We start from the raw sequence: 13,397 nt of genomic DNA on the forward strand, positions 1-13,397 counted from the left end.
CGGCGCACCAGGGTGTCCGGCCGCCCTCGGGTCTGGTGGCTTGGTCGCGGCCCCGAGCCCCACAGCAACCGCCTGCTGGTGCCAGAGCCCATCAACTGGGAGGTAGGTAGGCGGCATCACGGTGGTCGCGGGCTCACTCTTCTGCCTTAAGCCGGAAGTAGAGGTATTCGGAATTGTCCGGGCCGCCACCTCGGCGCTTCCCATCAGGCTTCCAGCCATGCTTCGCATAAAAGGCCTGGGCCCGCGTGTTGCGTTCCCAGACTTCGAGCAAGCCAGTGCGAAGAGATGCGTCCGCCAGAAAACTCACAAAGGCAGAGTGCAAGGCGCTCCCGATGCCACTGCGCCACCTGTTGGGGACCACGTGGATCTGGTAGAGCTGGCCCACTACCCGCGCGTCCACGTCGGATGACAGCGGAGGTCCCATGGCAGCGATACCCACGACCTGATCGTCAGTGACCGCGCACAGCACCCGCTTCTCCGACGACTGCAGCGATGTGGTCCACCCCGACCGCTGCTGCTGCTCGACGGCCGGATCCCTGATGACGTCGAGCGCGATGCCTCCGGCACCGTAGTAGGCGGCGCGGGCCTGGCTGTGCACAGCTACGACGAAGTCGAGATCCGCGAGCGTGGCCTCACGCACTAAGAGTGAGCCGTTCATGCTGGCCAGCCCTTCTGGAGTTGCAGCCCTGGTGCCGAGCAACAGCAGCGCTGCCCAACCGGCGAAGTCAACTGCGACCGACCCGGATGATGCTTCCAGACCCCGACCGCTCTCGGCCATCCCCCGCCACCGATGACGGCACCCGTGCAGACGCCGATTCCGGCCGGGCGCCGCGAGCGCGGCGACGCCCGGCCGCCTTCGAGGTAGCGGTCAGTGGGCGTGATGGTAGTGGTGCACCACGGCGTGGCCCTTGCCCCGCGAGATCAACCACCGGTTGATCGGGGTGGTGAGCAGGAACGCGACCAGCAGTGACGCGGCCAGCGCGGTCCAGAACAGCAGGCTGGTCAGGCCGGCATCCATGGCGCCGGGCACGGCCACCATGAACGCGTTGTCCAGCAACTCCATCACGGCGATGGAGATCGTGTCAGCGGCCAGGGCGACCTTCAGCGCGGTACGAACGCCGACCCCGGCGCGCAGCACCCCGCGCATGGTCAGCCCGTAGCCGAAGACGAAAGCCAAGGCGATCGACAGCACCACGGTGGCGGCGTTGTGCAATCCCAGGCTGGTGCCGATGACCATGCCGAGCACCTCACCGATCGCGCAGCCGGTGAGGCAGTGCAGCGTCGCCGCCGCGGCCATCGCCCACGTCGCAGTCGTCTTCTCGCGCTGGCCGTGGTGAGCGTGTGGCTGCACCGCTGCCACCGCGGGGCTCACGCCCGCCGGGTCGTGCTGCTGGTGATTGTGAAGATCCATGTCCGCACCTCCCTGAGTCGACCTCACGATACCCCTAGGGGGTATGGGGATCAAGGTGTGCGCTGCCACTCGGCCGGACTGCTGTCGTCAGACGAGGCGCTGGAGACGCACCTTGGGCCGCTCGTTCCGCAGAGGCTGATGCTTGCGCTGGCGTACCTGCTCGTCCCAGACCTCCTGGTCGTAGTCCGGGTCCGGCGGGATCCACCGGCGGCGGCACCCGGGCATGCGTCACCCGGGAGCCCCGCGCCGGAGGGCCAGAGCAGTTCTACCTGAAGCTGGGCTTTCGGCCGACAGGCGAGCTGAGTGGTGGCCAGACTGTCGGCGTCCTGGACCTTTGAAGATCCGGGTTGGCCGCCGGCGGTGGCTCCCTCCCAGATTGAGGCTCTGCAGGGGCTCCAGGATCTACTGCGTGACGTGATCGCGGACATGGAGGAGCAGGGCGAGGAGGTGCCGCAGCCGTTCGCTGAACGTAGCTACTCAGGCAAGTTCAACCTTCGGGTGGGAGAGCCTGCACCGCGAACTTGCTACCCAGGCCGCCGAAGAAGGGATGAGCCTCAACCAGTACGTCCTGCGCAAGCTCACGGCAGCCTGATCAAGACGCCGAGCCCGGCTCCAGCCGGAAGCTGGGCCGGGTCGTTTTGTCAAAGCTTCACCAGGCTAGCCGGCGATCTCGTCGGAACGCCTTGCCTGGTCGATGGTGTTACTGGTGGAGCTGAGGGGATTTGAACCCCTGACCCCCTCGATGCGAACGAGGTGCGCTACCGGTCTGCGCCACAGCCCCTCCGCTGGCGTACCAGCGTCGGTCCCACCCGGCGTGCACCGGGCGGGCCGGCGACAAGGCTAACAGGTCACCGACCCCCGGCGCGAATCGCCCCACGGGACGAGGAGATCTTGGCAGGAAAAGGCCCTCAGAGGGGCCGAAACCTACCAAGATCTCGAAGCCACCGGGCCGCGAGGGCGAGCTAGGCCGGGGCGTATGTCAGGTTGAGCACCCCGCTCTTGAAGGTCTCCTGGCTCACCAGCCGCAGCGGGTACGTCGGCGTCTCCTCGAACAGCCGCTGCCCGCGTCCCACGGCGATCGGGTGGACCAGCAGTCGCAGCTCGTCCAGCAGCCCGTTGGCCAGCAGCCACCGGACGGTGGTGGGGCTGCCCGACATGGCGATCTCCCCGTCGGTCTGCTCCTTGACCTCCCGCAGCCGGGCGGCGACCTGCGACGAGTCGCCCGACAGCAGGGTCGAGTTCTGCCAGGTCGCCTCGGTGAGGGTGTTGGACAGCACGTACTTCGGCACCGAGTTGATGAAGTTCGCGAAGTCGGCGTCGAAGCCGTCGCCGGAGTGGTTCGGCCAGTATTCCGCCCACTCCTGGTACTGCCGGCGCCCCATCAGGAACGCCCTAGCCTGATCCACCCCACGGCTGACGGCGGCACCCATGTCGTCGTCGAAGTAGGGGAAGTGCCACTGGTCGGGCCGCTCCACGACGCCGTCCAGCGAGATGAAGAAGTTGGAAACGATCTTGGCCATGATGTGCGCTCCTGTGCGTCGGTGGCGGCCGGCCCAGCGCCGGCCTTCACCATCCCGTCGGACGGCCCCCGCCGGATTCGACAACCCGGTCCAAGATTTTCCGCTCCAGGTCGGGGAAGTTGCGGTGTCCCGGCCACCGGACACCGCAACGTCCCCGAAGTGGGGCCGACCATCACCCCGAAGTGGGGCCGACCATCGCCCCGAAGTGGGGCCGAGCAGGGTCGCCGAGGTGGCGTCAGGAGGGATCAGGCGCTGTGCGAGCCGCGGCCGGCCTCGTAGGCGCGGCCCCGGAGGCCGCCCGCCCGGCGGTAGGAGACCGAGCCGCCGCTGGCCGCCGGCGGCAGGTCCGTCGGACGGTCCAGCCCCATCGCCGTACGCCGGACCGCCTCACGTTGGGCGGCAAGGCGCCGCTGCGCCTCCCGGCGGGCCGCGGCGCGCCTCGCCTGCTCGCGGCGTACCTCGGCCTGACGGGCGGCCAGCCAGGCCGCCTCCCGGGCCTCCCGGCGCCGCCGCCGCTGGTCGGCCAGCGCGAGCTTCCGCAGGTGTACGACGTACGTCACGAGCAGGGTGCCGGTCACCGAGAAGCTGATCCAGAACCCGGGGCCGACCGCCACCACGCCGATCAGCTCGACGAAGTTGAGCAGCAGCAGCGCGGCCAGCACCCGGCGCCGGCGGTAGATCGCCGGGGTGTGCCGGCGGCGCTTCGGGGGGTGCCGCCGGCGGGACTTGGCCGGGGCGGGCGGCACCGACCGGAGGCGGCTCGACCGGCGCGGAGCGGGCGGCGCGGAGACCGGCTTGGTCAGACTCCCCGTGTCGGCATCCTCACTGAGGGTGACGACGAGGTGTCGGGGTGGGTGGATGGGCCGCCGCCCGGGCACGGTGCGCTGCCGCCGGCGGCGCTGGAGCACCCGCGCCGTCGACTGCGCCCGCTCCGCCACCAACCGCTCGGTGGCGTCGTACCGACGGACCAGCGCCGGCGCGAGGGCGAGCAGGCCGGCGGCGGCGAGGACGGCGAGGAGCACCGAGGTCGGCACCCTCACCCCTCCCGTCACCAGATTCGAGGCGAGCGCCACTCGACCGCACCTTGTTCCGCCGTACGTCGTTCACGACGCAGATCGTGCGAGGCCCGCCGCGCTTGCCCACAGCTTGCAGTTACTTGAGGTTACGGGCCGCCGACCGAGTTGACCGTGCGCCGCGCCGGGCGCGCCGGGTGGGACGCTTCACCCGCGGCTGTCACGTACGCGGTGCCAGCGGACCAGCAGCCCGCCCTCGGCCGCCACTTCCTCGCTGGTCATCGCGTATCCGATGTGGTCCCGCCAGGCGCCGTCGATGTGCATGTAGCGGACGTGGTACGCCTCCTCGCGGAAGCCCAGCTTCTCCACCACCCGCCGGGACGGCAAGTTCTCCGGCCGGATGTTCACCTCGATCCGGTGCAGCCCGCCGGGCCCGAACGCGTGGTCCACGGCCAGCGCCACCGCCGTGGGGATCACGCCGCGACCGGCCACCCGGGAGTCCACCCAGTAGCCGACGTAGCCGGAGCAGAACGCGCGGCGCACGATGCTGCCCACGTTGAGGTGGCCGACCAGCCGCTCCTGCCCGTCCTCGCGCAGGCAGACCGCGAACGGCATGCCCTCGCCGATCCGCGCCGAACGGCGCTGGTCGGCATGGACCAGGCGGAACGCGGCCGGCGAGTTCATCTCGTCCCAACTTCCCGGCAGGTGGGACTCCCACGGGGACAGCCAGGCCCGATTGGCGCGCCGGATCTCCGACCAGACGGCCGCGTCGGAACGCCGGTAGGGCCGCAGCACCACCGGACCGTCCACCAGCACCGCCGGCCACCCGGGCGACCGCCGAAACAGGCTCACCGGGCTAGCCTTGCGCTCGCGACCGCGGGGCTCGCAAGCTCACTCCTCGCGCTCACCTACGGCGATCCAGCAGGAGGACGTCCACCGTGGAGCCCGCGGCGGCGGTGGTGACCCGCTCGCCGAGGACCAGCAGGCCGTTCGCCTCGGCCAGGCCGGAGAGGGTGAACGGCCCGCCGGCCAGCGGCTGGACCGTGTAGCCGCCGCCCCGCCGCTCGGCCACGTGCGCGGGGCGGAACTCGCGCAGCCCACCCGGGGACGAGACCGTCTCCAGCAGGTGGGCCCGGACGCTCGGCCGGAACACCAGCTCGGCGCCGGCGAGCAGCTGGATGGCCGGGCGGGCCAGCACCTCGAAGCCGATCAGCGCCGCGCCGGGCTCACCGGGAAGACAGACCACCGGCACCTCCTCGGCGCCGACCGTACCGAATCCGAGGGCCGTTCCGGGATAGAGGGCCACCTCTGTGAAGGTCACCGGCCCGGCGCGGCCGCCCTCGCGGCGGGACAGGATCCGGCGGACCATGTCGCCGGGGCCGGTGCCGGTGCCGCCGGTGGTGATGATCAGGTCGGCCCGCAGGGTCTGGTCCTCCAGCAGGCCGCGCAGCCCTTCCGGGTCGTCGTCGCAGATCCCCACCCGGTAGGCGAGCGCGCCCGCCTCGGCCGCGGCGGCGGTCAGCGCGTGCGAGTTGGTGTCCACCACCTGGCCGGGCTGGCTGCCCCGGCCGACGTCGACCAGTTCGTCGCCGGTGGCCACGATGACCACCCGCGGGCTGGGTCGGACCACCACGTGCCCGATGCCGGTGGCGGCGAAGACGGCGACCAGGGCCGGCGAGACGTACGTGCCGGCGCGGGCGAGCAGGGTGCCGGCGGGCAGTTCCGCACCGGCGCGGCGGACGCCGTACCCGCGCTTGGGGGCGCGGAAGATCTCCACGGCGGCCATGCCCTGGTCGGTCCATTCCACCGGGACCACCACGTCGGCGCCGATGGGCAGCGGCGCACCGGCCGCCACCGAGAAACACGAGCCGGGGGTCAGCCGGACCGGCCGCCAGCTCGCCGCGCCCAGGTCGCCGACCACGTTCAGCCGGATGCTGCGCCCACCACGCGTACCGGAGGGGGCCGGGACGTAGCCCGGCCCCCGGCTTCCTCCGGAGATGTCCTCCCAGCGCGCGGCGTACCCGTCCACCGCCGCCTGGTCGAAGGCGGGGAACGAGTGCGGCGCGACGACATCCTCGGCGAGGACGTTGCCGTAGGCCTGGGTGAGGTCGAGGTCGAGCGGAGGCAGCGCGCGTAACCTGCGCAGCACGCTGCCCAGGTAGTCAGCGAGCGGCGTCAGCTCGTTCGCGGCCGCCTCGGCGTCGGCCGTCGCGGTCATGTATTGGGACCGCCCGACGCGTTGCGCACGCCCTCCAGGATCGCCGCGGTGACGGTCTCGTCGCCCTGGTTGACGAACTCGGCCAGCCACTTGCGGAACTCGGCGCCCAGGTCCTCCCGCTCGGCGGCGATCTGAACGACGGTCTGGAGATAGCCGAGCGGCATGCCGGTGTCGTAGCGGGTGCCCCGGTAGACGATGGCGTGCACCGGCACTCCCTCGTTGCGCAGGATCTCCATCGCGTCGGTCAGCTGGATCTCGCCGCCGCTGCCCGGCTCGGTACGCCGGATCGCGTCGAAGATCCGCCCCGGGAGCACGTACCGGCCGAGGACGGCGAGGTTGCTCGGGGCGTCCTCCGGCTTGGGCTTCTCCACCATGCCGGTGACCTTGACGATGTCGGCGATGTCGTTGTACTCCGGCTCGGCCGGCTCGACCGAGGCGATGCCGTACCGCTTGGTCTCGGCCGGGTCGACCTCGAAGAACGCCAGCACGATGCCGCCGGTGCGGGCCTGAAGCTCCAGCATGGCCGGCAGCAGCGGCTCGTCCATCTTGACGAACTCGTCGCCGAGCAGCACCGCGAAGGGCTGGTCGCCGACGTGGGACTCGGCGTACCCGACGGCGTGACCGAGGCCGAGCTGCTCGGGCTGCCGGCAGGTGTAGATCTCGGCCAGGTCCTCGGTGCGCTTGACGGCGGCCAGCAGCTCGGGCTTGTTCGCCAGCCGCTCCTCCAGGTCGGGCCGGCGGTCGAAGTGGTCCACCATGGCGGTCTTGCCGCGCCCGGTGATCAGCAGGACGTCGTTGAGCCCGGCCTGGGTGGCCTCCTCGACGATGTACTGCAACACCGGCCGGTCCACGACCGGCAGCAGCTCCTTCGGGACCGCCTTGGTGGCCGGCAGGAACCGGGTGGCCAGGCCGGCCGCCGGGATCACGGCCTTGACCGCACGGGGGCGACCGGTCGCGGCCGCTGAGGGGTTCGCTGAGTGCTCCGACATGTCGCGAGACTATCGGCCACGGCTCTGCCGCGGCGGGTGAGGACCGGAAGACGCGCCGCCCTGCCCTCCGCCGGAGGTGTCCGGGGTGCCGGCCCGGGGCAGTCCGTCGGGCGGGCTGACCGCGGCGACCACCACGGGGATCTCCCGGGTGGGTGGCGGGTCGGGCGGCTGGGCCAGCCGGTAGCCGTCCCGGCCGGCCGCCTTGGCCGCGTAGAGGGCGTCGTCGGCGGCGTCGAGCACCTGCTGCCCGCCGGCGGCGTGGTCGGGGTAGACGGCGATGCCGATGGAGACGGTCACCGCCACCCGGACCGGCTCGCCGCCGTGCCCGTCCACCGGCACTGGCTGGTCCCGGACCACCGCGCCGAGCCGCTCGGCGACGATGGTCGCGCCCCGGGCGTCCGTCTCCGGCAGCAGCACCACGAACTCCTCGCCGCCCTGCCGGAACGCCAGGTCCACCTCGCGGATCTCGCCGCGTACCCGGCGGGCGAACTCCACCAGGACGGCGTCCCCGGCGGCGTGCCCCCAGGTGTCGTTGACGTCCTTGAACCGGTCCAGGTCGAGCGCGAGGACGCTGAGCATCCGGCCGAACCGGTTGGCCCGTTCCACCTCCCGCCGGATCGACTCGCGCAGGTAGCGGTAGTTCCACAACCCGGTGAGCGGGTCGGTCAGGGAGAGCCGCTGGGTCTCCTCGTGCACCCGGACGTTCTCCACCGCCACCGCCGCGTGGGCCGCGAAGGTCCGCAGGGTGACCAGATCGTCGTCGGCGAACTCCTCGGCCCCCAGCCGGTCGTAGAGGGCCAGCACGCCGAGCGCGCCGGAACCCGCCGGAGCCGCGTCGTCGTCGGCCGGCGGGTGCCCGGGCCGGTCCGGGTCGCCGCGCCCGGCCAGCTCCGCCGCCCCGGGCGCGGCGAAGGGCACCGCGATGTACGTCTCGCAGGTCGGTTCCCCGGTCGGCGGGTCCGCCGGCTCCCACCGGCCGCACAGCGGCTCCCCGGTCGCGGCCACCGTGCCGACCACCCCCGTGCCGGCCGGTACCCGCAGCGTCGCCGGGTCGGACCCGTCGTCGCCGGGCCGGCGCCCGTCCAGCCCCTCGACGCACTGGCCGACGAGCACGCCGTCGCCGTCGAGCAGCAGCACCGCACCGGCCCGGGCGCCGGTCGCGGCGATCGCGCTGTGCAGGATCACCCGCAGGATGCGTTGCAGGTCGTGGGTGCTGGCCAGGGTGTCGCCGAGCACCGCCAGGTGCCCGCGCAACTGGTCCCGGCTGCTGGTCAGGGCAGCCACGTAGCTGCCGGTCTCCCTGGTCATCCGGTTGAACGCGCCGGCCAGCCGCCCGATCTCGTCCCGGCTGCGTACCGGCACCCGGGCGGTCAGGTCGCCGTGCGCCACCCGGTCCACCGCGCCGGCCAGCTCCATCAGGGGCCGCGTGGTCACCCGGGCCAGCCGCCAGGCGGCCAGCACGGCCAGCAGGGCGGCCAGCACCACCGCGCCGACCAGGGCGACGTGCAGGCCCGGCGGGCGCTCCGCGGGCACCGAGAGCACCAGCGGCAGCGGCTGCCCCGGGGACGGGCCGACCCGGCGCACGTACCGCCCGTCGACGGTCTCCGTGACCCGGTCCCCGTCGACCGTGCGGGCGGCGGCGAGCACCGCGGCGCGTACCTCCCGGGTCTCGGTGGTGAGGGTGACCGGGTCGGTGCCGGCGGGATCGTCGAGGAGGGTGACCGCGACCCCGGTCACCGCGGCGAGCCGCGCGACGAAGGCCGGGTCGACGGGCTGCGCGGCGGTGACCGTGCCCAGGTCGGCGCCGGCCGGGTCACGGAGCTGGACCTCGGCGGCGAGGGCGCGGACCGGGCCGGCGGCGGGCGGCTCGCTGGAGCACTCCTGCCAGGGCCGCGCCGGGCCGCCGGGGGTGGCGTAGCTGGTCGTGCCGGCGCTGTCGACGGTCAGCACGGCGGCGGCCAGGCCGCGGCCCACCACCTGGTCGGCCGCGCGGTGGCGGGCGGCGGGGTCGGTGACCAGCGCGACCGCGTCGGCCGCGGCGCGCAACTGCTGGCAGAGGGCGTCCACCGAGGTACGCACCCCGGCGGCGGCCAGGCCAAGCCGCTCGGTGGCGCGGCTGTCATCGACCGCTGCCATCGTGGCCCCGACGAAGAAGGCGCCGAGCAGGACGGGGCCGAGCACCACCGCGAGGAAGGCCGCCGTCAACCGCCCGCGTAGCGTCAAGCTTCCTCCCGGAAGTTCTGCGCCCCTTGCTGCGATGCTGACACAGAGCGACGGGGAGACAAGCGTTGCGTCAGGAGTGTTGCGTGCCGGAATTTTCGGATGAAGTGGATGCGACGCATGCTGCGAAGCGGGAGTTGCGGGTCACCCTGCTCGCCCACCGCCGGTCGCTGCCGGCGCCGGCCCGGGCGGCAGCGGCGGCGCGCGTCCAGGCCGAGCTGACCTCCCTGGTAGGCCGGCTCCGCCCGGCCTGGATGACCGCCTACGTGCCGGTCGGCTCGGAGCCGGGCGGGAGCGATCTGCCGGCGGTGCTGCGCGCGGCGCTGCCGCCCGAGGCGGAGCTGCTGCTCCCGGTGCTCCGCGACGACCTGGACCTGGACTGGGCCAGCTACACCGACCCGGGGTCGCTGCGGGCCGCCGGGCGGGGCCTGCGGGAGCCGGCCGGGCCCCGCCGCGGCCCGGACGCGGTGGCCGAGGCCGCTCTGGTGATCGTCCCGGCCCTGGCGGTGGACCGCCGGGGGATCCGGCTGGGCCGGGGTGGCGGCTCGTACGACCGGGCGCTCGCCCGGGTGCCGGCGGACACCCTGACCGTGGCGCTGCTGCACGACGGTGAGCTGGTCGAGGCGCTGCCCGCGCAGCCGCACGACCGACCGGTCCGCGCCGTGATCACCCCCACCGACGGCCTGCGTACGCTGGCCCGGGCGACGGTTGTCTGACGGCACACTTCCGCTGGACGAATCCTCGCCGATGACGCACCATTGGCACTCGGAAGCGTCGAGTGCCAACAGACCGTGCCAAGATCCGGAGGAGAACGTGCCCACGTACCAGTACGCCTGCACCGCGTGCGGCCACCAGCTCGAGGCGGTGCAGTCCTTCTCTGACGAGCCGCTGACCGAGTGCCCGGCGTGTGAGGGGCAGCTGCGCAAGCTCTTCAACTCGGTCGGCATCGTGTTCAAGGGTTCCGGCTTCTACCGCACCGACTCGCGCTCGTCGGGTTCCGAGACCGGCACGAGCAGCACGAGCAAGCCGGCCACGTCCGAGTCGTCGTCCGGCAGCTCGACCAGCTCGTCGAGCACGTCGAACGGCTCGAGCAACGGCTCGTCCGCCAAGACCCCGGCCGCGAGCACCTCTTCTTCTTCCTCCTCCTGACCCGAGGCGCCCTCGGTGGGGCGCCGCGGGGCCCAAGATCCGCAAGTTCCCCGAAAGAGTGGCTGTTCCTGCGGGAATGGCCACTCTTTCGTGACTGAGGCCGCCGGGGTGGGTGGTGGCTCGGCCGGGCGCTAGCAGAGCCGGGCGAGGTTTGGGGGTTATCCACAGGCGGATGGGTTTTCCACAGGGCGGCCTGCGGAGACGGCCGCTGCGCACGTCCAGCTCCTAGCCTGCTGGCATCTGATCGGGTGTCGTGCGGGTGGGAGGGGTGCGGGTGGCGGCGGGCGAGGGATCACTGCAGCCGGTGCGCTGGCGCGGGCTGCCGCGCGGCCGGACCCTGCTCCGGGTGGCGCTGGTCGCGGTGCTGCTCGGCCTGGCCGCCGCCGTCCTCCAGACACCCGCCGGCTGTCCGCCCGGCACCGCCCCGGCCGGCCCCACCCCGGCCGCGAGTCCCGCGAGCCCTGCCGCAAGGCCGCCGAGCGTCGCGCTGCCCCTGCCCAGCGGGTCGGTCGGCGTACCGGTCCGGCTGGCCGAGCCGGCCGCTCTCGCCGTGCTCCGCCCGGGTGCCCGAGTGGACCTGCTGGTCGTACCGGCCGATGGGGCCGGCAGGGAGGCGACCCTCCTCGCGCCGCGGGCGCTGGTGCTCGACGTGGTCGGCGCCGGTTCGGTCGACGGCTCCTCCGCGCTCTACCTGGCGCTCCGGCCGGAGCAGGCGCAGCAGGCCGTCGGCGTGCCCGAGGGCAGCCGCTTCGCGGTGGTGGTACGCGGATGACCGGTCGGCAACCCGTGGCGGACGTCACGGCGCCGGTCCTCGAAGAGGCCGGTCAGCCCCAGTGCGGCGGCCGCTCGGCCAGCAGCCAGTCGTCGTTGCCGCTGGGCCGCTCGCCCCAGCCACGGTCCGTGTCGTCGGTGGTCTGCTCGGGCAGCACCACGAAGTCGTCGCTGAGGTCGACCACGCGGTCGTCGTCGCCGTGCGCGCCACGCATCCCGGGATCCTCCACGAGCAGCAAGGATACCGGCGAAATCGGCACGGCTCGACCAGCCCGCGCACCACCCGGGCGTGGCTCGCCCGTCGCGTCCGGCAGGCCGAGCGGCCGGGGCGTTGGTAGCGTCGGACGGCGTGACGACGCCGAGCGGTGGCAGCCCCGAGGACGAGTTCTGGCGACGCCCGACACCGGACCAAACAACTGGCGAGGTCAACGGCCGTCAGTCCGGCGAGCCGGCGCCGAGTCCCGGGCCGTCCGCCGCTGCGGGCACCCCCGAGTTGACCGGCGCGGGCGCGGCCGATCATCCCCGCTCCGACACACCGCCACCTGGCGATCCCTGGTCCGGCGCGAGCCAGGACGACAGTCCCTGGTCCGGCACGTCGGCAAGTCCGTGGTCCAGGCCGGCCGCGATCGGCGAAACAGGCCCGGCACCGGCCGGCAGCAGCGGCCAGCCTGGTACGGGTGGCTGGCCCGCGAGCAACGCGGCGACCGGCGGATACCCGGGGCCGCCGCCGACCACCCCGCCCCCGCCCGGCTGGCGGCCGCCGGTGCACGTGCAGCCCGCGCCGCCCCGGCGGTTGCCTCCCCAGGACATGGCCGCCATGGATCAGGGGGAGCAGCAGGCCCAGCGACTCACCTACGGCATCGGGACGGTCGCCGGGGTCGTGCTGGTGATCCTGATGTGCCTGCTCTGCTCGCGGGTGATCTTCTGACCCCGGCCGTCCGGTGTCAGACCTGGCCGCTCCACACCAGTTGGGCACCGCTGTCGCCGGTCAGATAGACGTAGACCAGCGCGAACACGGACAGCACGATCACGACACCGGTCACCGGCCAGCTGAGCCAGGAAGGCAGCCGGGCCGCCCAGGGGGTGTTCCAGGTCACTGCCAACAGCACCAGGGCCGCCACCGCGAGGCCCAGGGTGAACCAGAGCAGCGTGTCGCCGTACTCGGAATGCTCGTGGATCTTCTGGAGGAATTCGCCACCCACGCCCCTCTTCCGCTGGACTTCCTCGAACGCCTCGCCCGATTCGGTGGCGAGGAAGGTCGCGATCGGGGCCACCACGGCGAGGACCGCGACCGCCCACCCGAAGCGGGACCGCCACCGGGGCAACAGCCCGTAGGCGGAGGCCAGCAGCGCCAACAGCGGGACGAACACCACGACGGCGTGCACGATCAGGACGTGGCCCGGCAGACCGTTGATTTCCTTGAACACCGACACCTCCGGCAATGGATGCGGCTTCCGCGGCAGCCAGCGTACGTCGATCAAATGCGCGTGACGCAGCTGACGAACCGGTACACGCGCAACCTGTCCGACCGGTTCAGTCCACCCCGGCGGCGTCCCCGCCCGACCTGTGGTCGCGGCCACCCCCTACCAGACTTCACTTGTCGGCCGTCGGGGGCCGTGCTGTCATTGCTGCATGTCCAGCGGTGAGGAACTGCTCCGGTCGAAGGGCCTGCGGGTCACCCGACCGCGGCTCGCCGTGCTGGAGGTGCTCGCCGCCGGCGGTCACCTGGAGGTCGACGAGATCACCCGTCGGGTCCGCGAGCGGCTCGACTCGGTGTCCACCCAGGCCGTCTACGACGTGCTCGGCGCGCTCTCCCGCGCGGGGCTCTCCCGCCGGATCGAGCCGGCCGGCAGCCCGGCCCGGTACGAGGCCCGCGCCGGCGACAACCACCACCACGTGGTGTGCCGGGGCTGCGGCGAGATCGCCGACGTCGACTGCGCGACCGGCCTGGCACCCTGCCTGGACCCGAGCCCCGCGCACGGCTTCGAGGTGGACGAGGCGGAAGTGACCTTCTGGGGGCTCTGCCCCGCCTGCCAGGCCCGCCGCTCCGCCGACGACTGACAGAAACGCACCCTCGTCGGGCCGCCGCCCCTTGCTGCCCGGCGA

The 13,397-nt window shown here is 73.0% G+C and carries 16 protein-coding genes and 1 tRNA gene; 5 read left to right on the forward strand and 12 right to left on the reverse strand.

Annotated features, from left to right (window positions below; translation table 11 throughout):
- Positions 1–133: 133 nt before the first annotated feature.
- The 3 genes from ACFYML_RS24665 to ACFYML_RS24675 form a co-directional block, all read right to left on the reverse strand.
- Complete coding sequence (locus tag ACFYML_RS24665; protein ID WP_387422885.1) at positions 134–778, reverse strand: GNAT family N-acetyltransferase; 645 nt, start codon at positions 776–778, stop codon at positions 134–136.
- A 90-nt stretch (positions 779–868) separates the two neighbouring features.
- A complete protein-coding gene (locus ACFYML_RS24670; protein ID WP_387422886.1) occupies positions 869–1,411 on the reverse strand; it encodes a DUF4396 domain-containing protein in 543 nt (180 codons plus the stop codon).
- An 87-nt stretch (positions 1,412–1,498) separates the two neighbouring features.
- On the reverse strand, positions 1,499–1,636 hold the full coding sequence (locus ACFYML_RS24675; RefSeq protein WP_387422887.1) for a hypothetical protein: 138 nt from the start codon (positions 1,634–1,636) through the stop codon (positions 1,499–1,501).
- Between the two features lie 283 nt (positions 1,637–1,919).
- Between ACFYML_RS24675 and ACFYML_RS24680 the strand changes: the two genes are divergently transcribed.
- Positions 1,920–2,003, forward strand: coding sequence for a toxin-antitoxin system HicB family antitoxin (locus ACFYML_RS24680; protein WP_387422962.1), 84 nt, complete (start codon positions 1,920–1,922; stop codon positions 2,001–2,003).
- A 112-nt stretch (positions 2,004–2,115) separates the two neighbouring features.
- Here the strand turns inward: ACFYML_RS24680 and ACFYML_RS24685 are convergent.
- The 7 genes from ACFYML_RS24685 to ACFYML_RS24715 all read right to left on the reverse strand — a co-directional run bounded on the left by ACFYML_RS24685 (position 2,116) and on the right by ACFYML_RS24715 (position 9,374).
- Positions 2,116–2,192: transfer RNA gene (locus tag ACFYML_RS24685), tRNA-Ala, on the reverse strand.
- Between the two features lie 181 nt (positions 2,193–2,373).
- Positions 2,374–2,931 carry a dihydrofolate reductase family protein gene (locus ACFYML_RS24690; protein ID WP_387422888.1) on the reverse strand — a complete coding sequence of 186 codons (558 nt, stop codon included), beginning with the start codon at positions 2,929–2,931 and terminating at the stop codon, positions 2,374–2,376.
- 245 nt (positions 2,932–3,176) lie between these two features.
- Positions 3,177–3,971 carry a hypothetical protein gene (locus tag ACFYML_RS24695; RefSeq protein ID WP_387422963.1) on the reverse strand — a complete coding sequence of 265 codons (795 nt, stop codon included), beginning with the start codon at positions 3,969–3,971 and terminating at the stop codon, positions 3,177–3,179.
- A 180-nt stretch (positions 3,972–4,151) separates the two neighbouring features.
- The gene (locus ACFYML_RS24700; protein WP_387422964.1) at positions 4,152–4,760 is read right to left on the reverse strand and encodes a GNAT family N-acetyltransferase; all 609 of its coding nucleotides are present in this window, start codon (positions 4,758–4,760) and stop codon (positions 4,152–4,154) included.
- A gap of 88 nt (positions 4,761–4,848) precedes the next feature.
- Positions 4,849–6,162, reverse strand: coding sequence for a gephyrin-like molybdotransferase Glp (gene glp / locus ACFYML_RS24705; protein WP_387422889.1), 1,314 nt, complete (start codon positions 6,160–6,162; stop codon positions 4,849–4,851).
- Positions 6,159–7,151 (reverse strand): UTP--glucose-1-phosphate uridylyltransferase, encoded by a 993-nt coding sequence (locus ACFYML_RS24710; RefSeq protein ID WP_387422890.1) that lies wholly within the window; start codon positions 7,149–7,151, stop codon positions 6,159–6,161. The genes glp and ACFYML_RS24710 overlap by 4 nt, the downstream gene beginning before the upstream one ends.
- A 9-nt stretch (positions 7,152–7,160) precedes the next feature.
- Positions 7,161–9,374, reverse strand: coding sequence for a diguanylate cyclase (locus ACFYML_RS24715; RefSeq protein ID WP_387422891.1), 2,214 nt, complete (start codon positions 9,372–9,374; stop codon positions 7,161–7,163).
- 83 nt (positions 9,375–9,457) lie between these two features.
- Between ACFYML_RS24715 and ACFYML_RS24720 the strand changes: the two genes are divergently transcribed.
- The 3 genes from ACFYML_RS24720 (at position 9,458) to ACFYML_RS24730 (ending at position 11,292) form a co-directional block, all read left to right on the forward strand.
- Complete coding sequence (locus ACFYML_RS24720; protein ID WP_387422892.1) at positions 9,458–10,087, forward strand: 5-formyltetrahydrofolate cyclo-ligase; 630 nt, start codon at positions 9,458–9,460, stop codon at positions 10,085–10,087.
- Positions 10,088–10,184: 97 nt separating this feature from the next.
- Complete coding sequence (locus ACFYML_RS24725; RefSeq protein WP_387422893.1) at positions 10,185–10,520, forward strand: FmdB family zinc ribbon protein; 336 nt, start codon at positions 10,185–10,187, stop codon at positions 10,518–10,520.
- Positions 10,521–10,779: 259 nt separating this feature from the next.
- The gene (locus ACFYML_RS24730; RefSeq protein ID WP_387422894.1) at positions 10,780–11,292 is read left to right on the forward strand and encodes a flagellar biosynthesis protein FlgA; all 513 of its coding nucleotides are present in this window, start codon (positions 10,780–10,782) and stop codon (positions 11,290–11,292) included.
- A gap of 52 nt (positions 11,293–11,344) precedes the next feature.
- Here ACFYML_RS24730 and ACFYML_RS24735 read toward each other — a convergent pair whose 3' ends face one another.
- A complete protein-coding gene (locus tag ACFYML_RS24735; RefSeq protein WP_387422965.1) occupies positions 11,345–11,527 on the reverse strand; it encodes a hypothetical protein in 183 nt (60 codons plus the stop codon).
- Between the two features lie 708 nt (positions 11,528–12,235).
- A complete protein-coding gene (locus ACFYML_RS24740; protein WP_387273033.1) occupies positions 12,236–12,718 on the reverse strand; it encodes a DUF2231 domain-containing protein in 483 nt (160 codons plus the stop codon).
- Positions 12,719–12,923: 205 nt separating this feature from the next.
- Here ACFYML_RS24740 and ACFYML_RS24745 point away from each other — a divergent pair, with 205 nt between their 5' ends.
- Positions 12,924–13,352, forward strand: coding sequence for a Fur family transcriptional regulator (locus ACFYML_RS24745; protein ID WP_073840009.1), 429 nt, complete (start codon positions 12,924–12,926; stop codon positions 13,350–13,352).
- Positions 13,353–13,397: the final 45 nt, after the last annotated feature.

Origin of the sequence: Micromonospora sp. NPDC007230 (assembly GCF_042869115.1) — a bacterium.
GTDB lineage: Bacteria > Actinomycetota > Actinomycetes > Mycobacteriales > Micromonosporaceae > Micromonospora.

What these genes read in the sequence shown, in the direction of transcription:
- ACFYML_RS24670 (WP_387422886.1), bottom strand. Translation starts at nt 1,411, where the DNA reads ATGGATCTTCACAATCACCAGCAGCACGACCCGGCGGGCGTGAGCCCC.
- ACFYML_RS24690 (WP_387422888.1), bottom strand. Translation starts at nt 2,931, where the DNA reads ATGGCCAAGATCGTTTCCAACTTCTTCATCTCGCTGGACGGCGTCGTG.
- ACFYML_RS24745 (WP_073840009.1), top strand. Translation starts at nt 12,924, where the DNA reads ATGTCCAGCGGTGAGGAACTGCTCCGGTCGAAGGGCCTGCGGGTCACC.
- ACFYML_RS24665 (WP_387422885.1), bottom strand. Translation starts at nt 778, where the DNA reads ATGGCCGAGAGCGGTCGGGGTCTGGAAGCATCATCCGGGTCGGTCGCA.
- ACFYML_RS24675 (WP_387422887.1), bottom strand. Translation starts at nt 1,636, where the DNA reads ATGCCCGGGTGCCGCCGCCGGTGGATCCCGCCGGACCCGGACTACGAC.
- ACFYML_RS24710 (WP_387422890.1), bottom strand. Translation starts at nt 7,151, where the DNA reads ATGTCGGAGCACTCAGCGAACCCCTCAGCGGCCGCGACCGGTCGCCCC.
- glp (WP_387422889.1), bottom strand. Translation starts at nt 6,162, where the DNA reads ATGACCGCGACGGCCGACGCCGAGGCGGCCGCGAACGAGCTGACGCCG.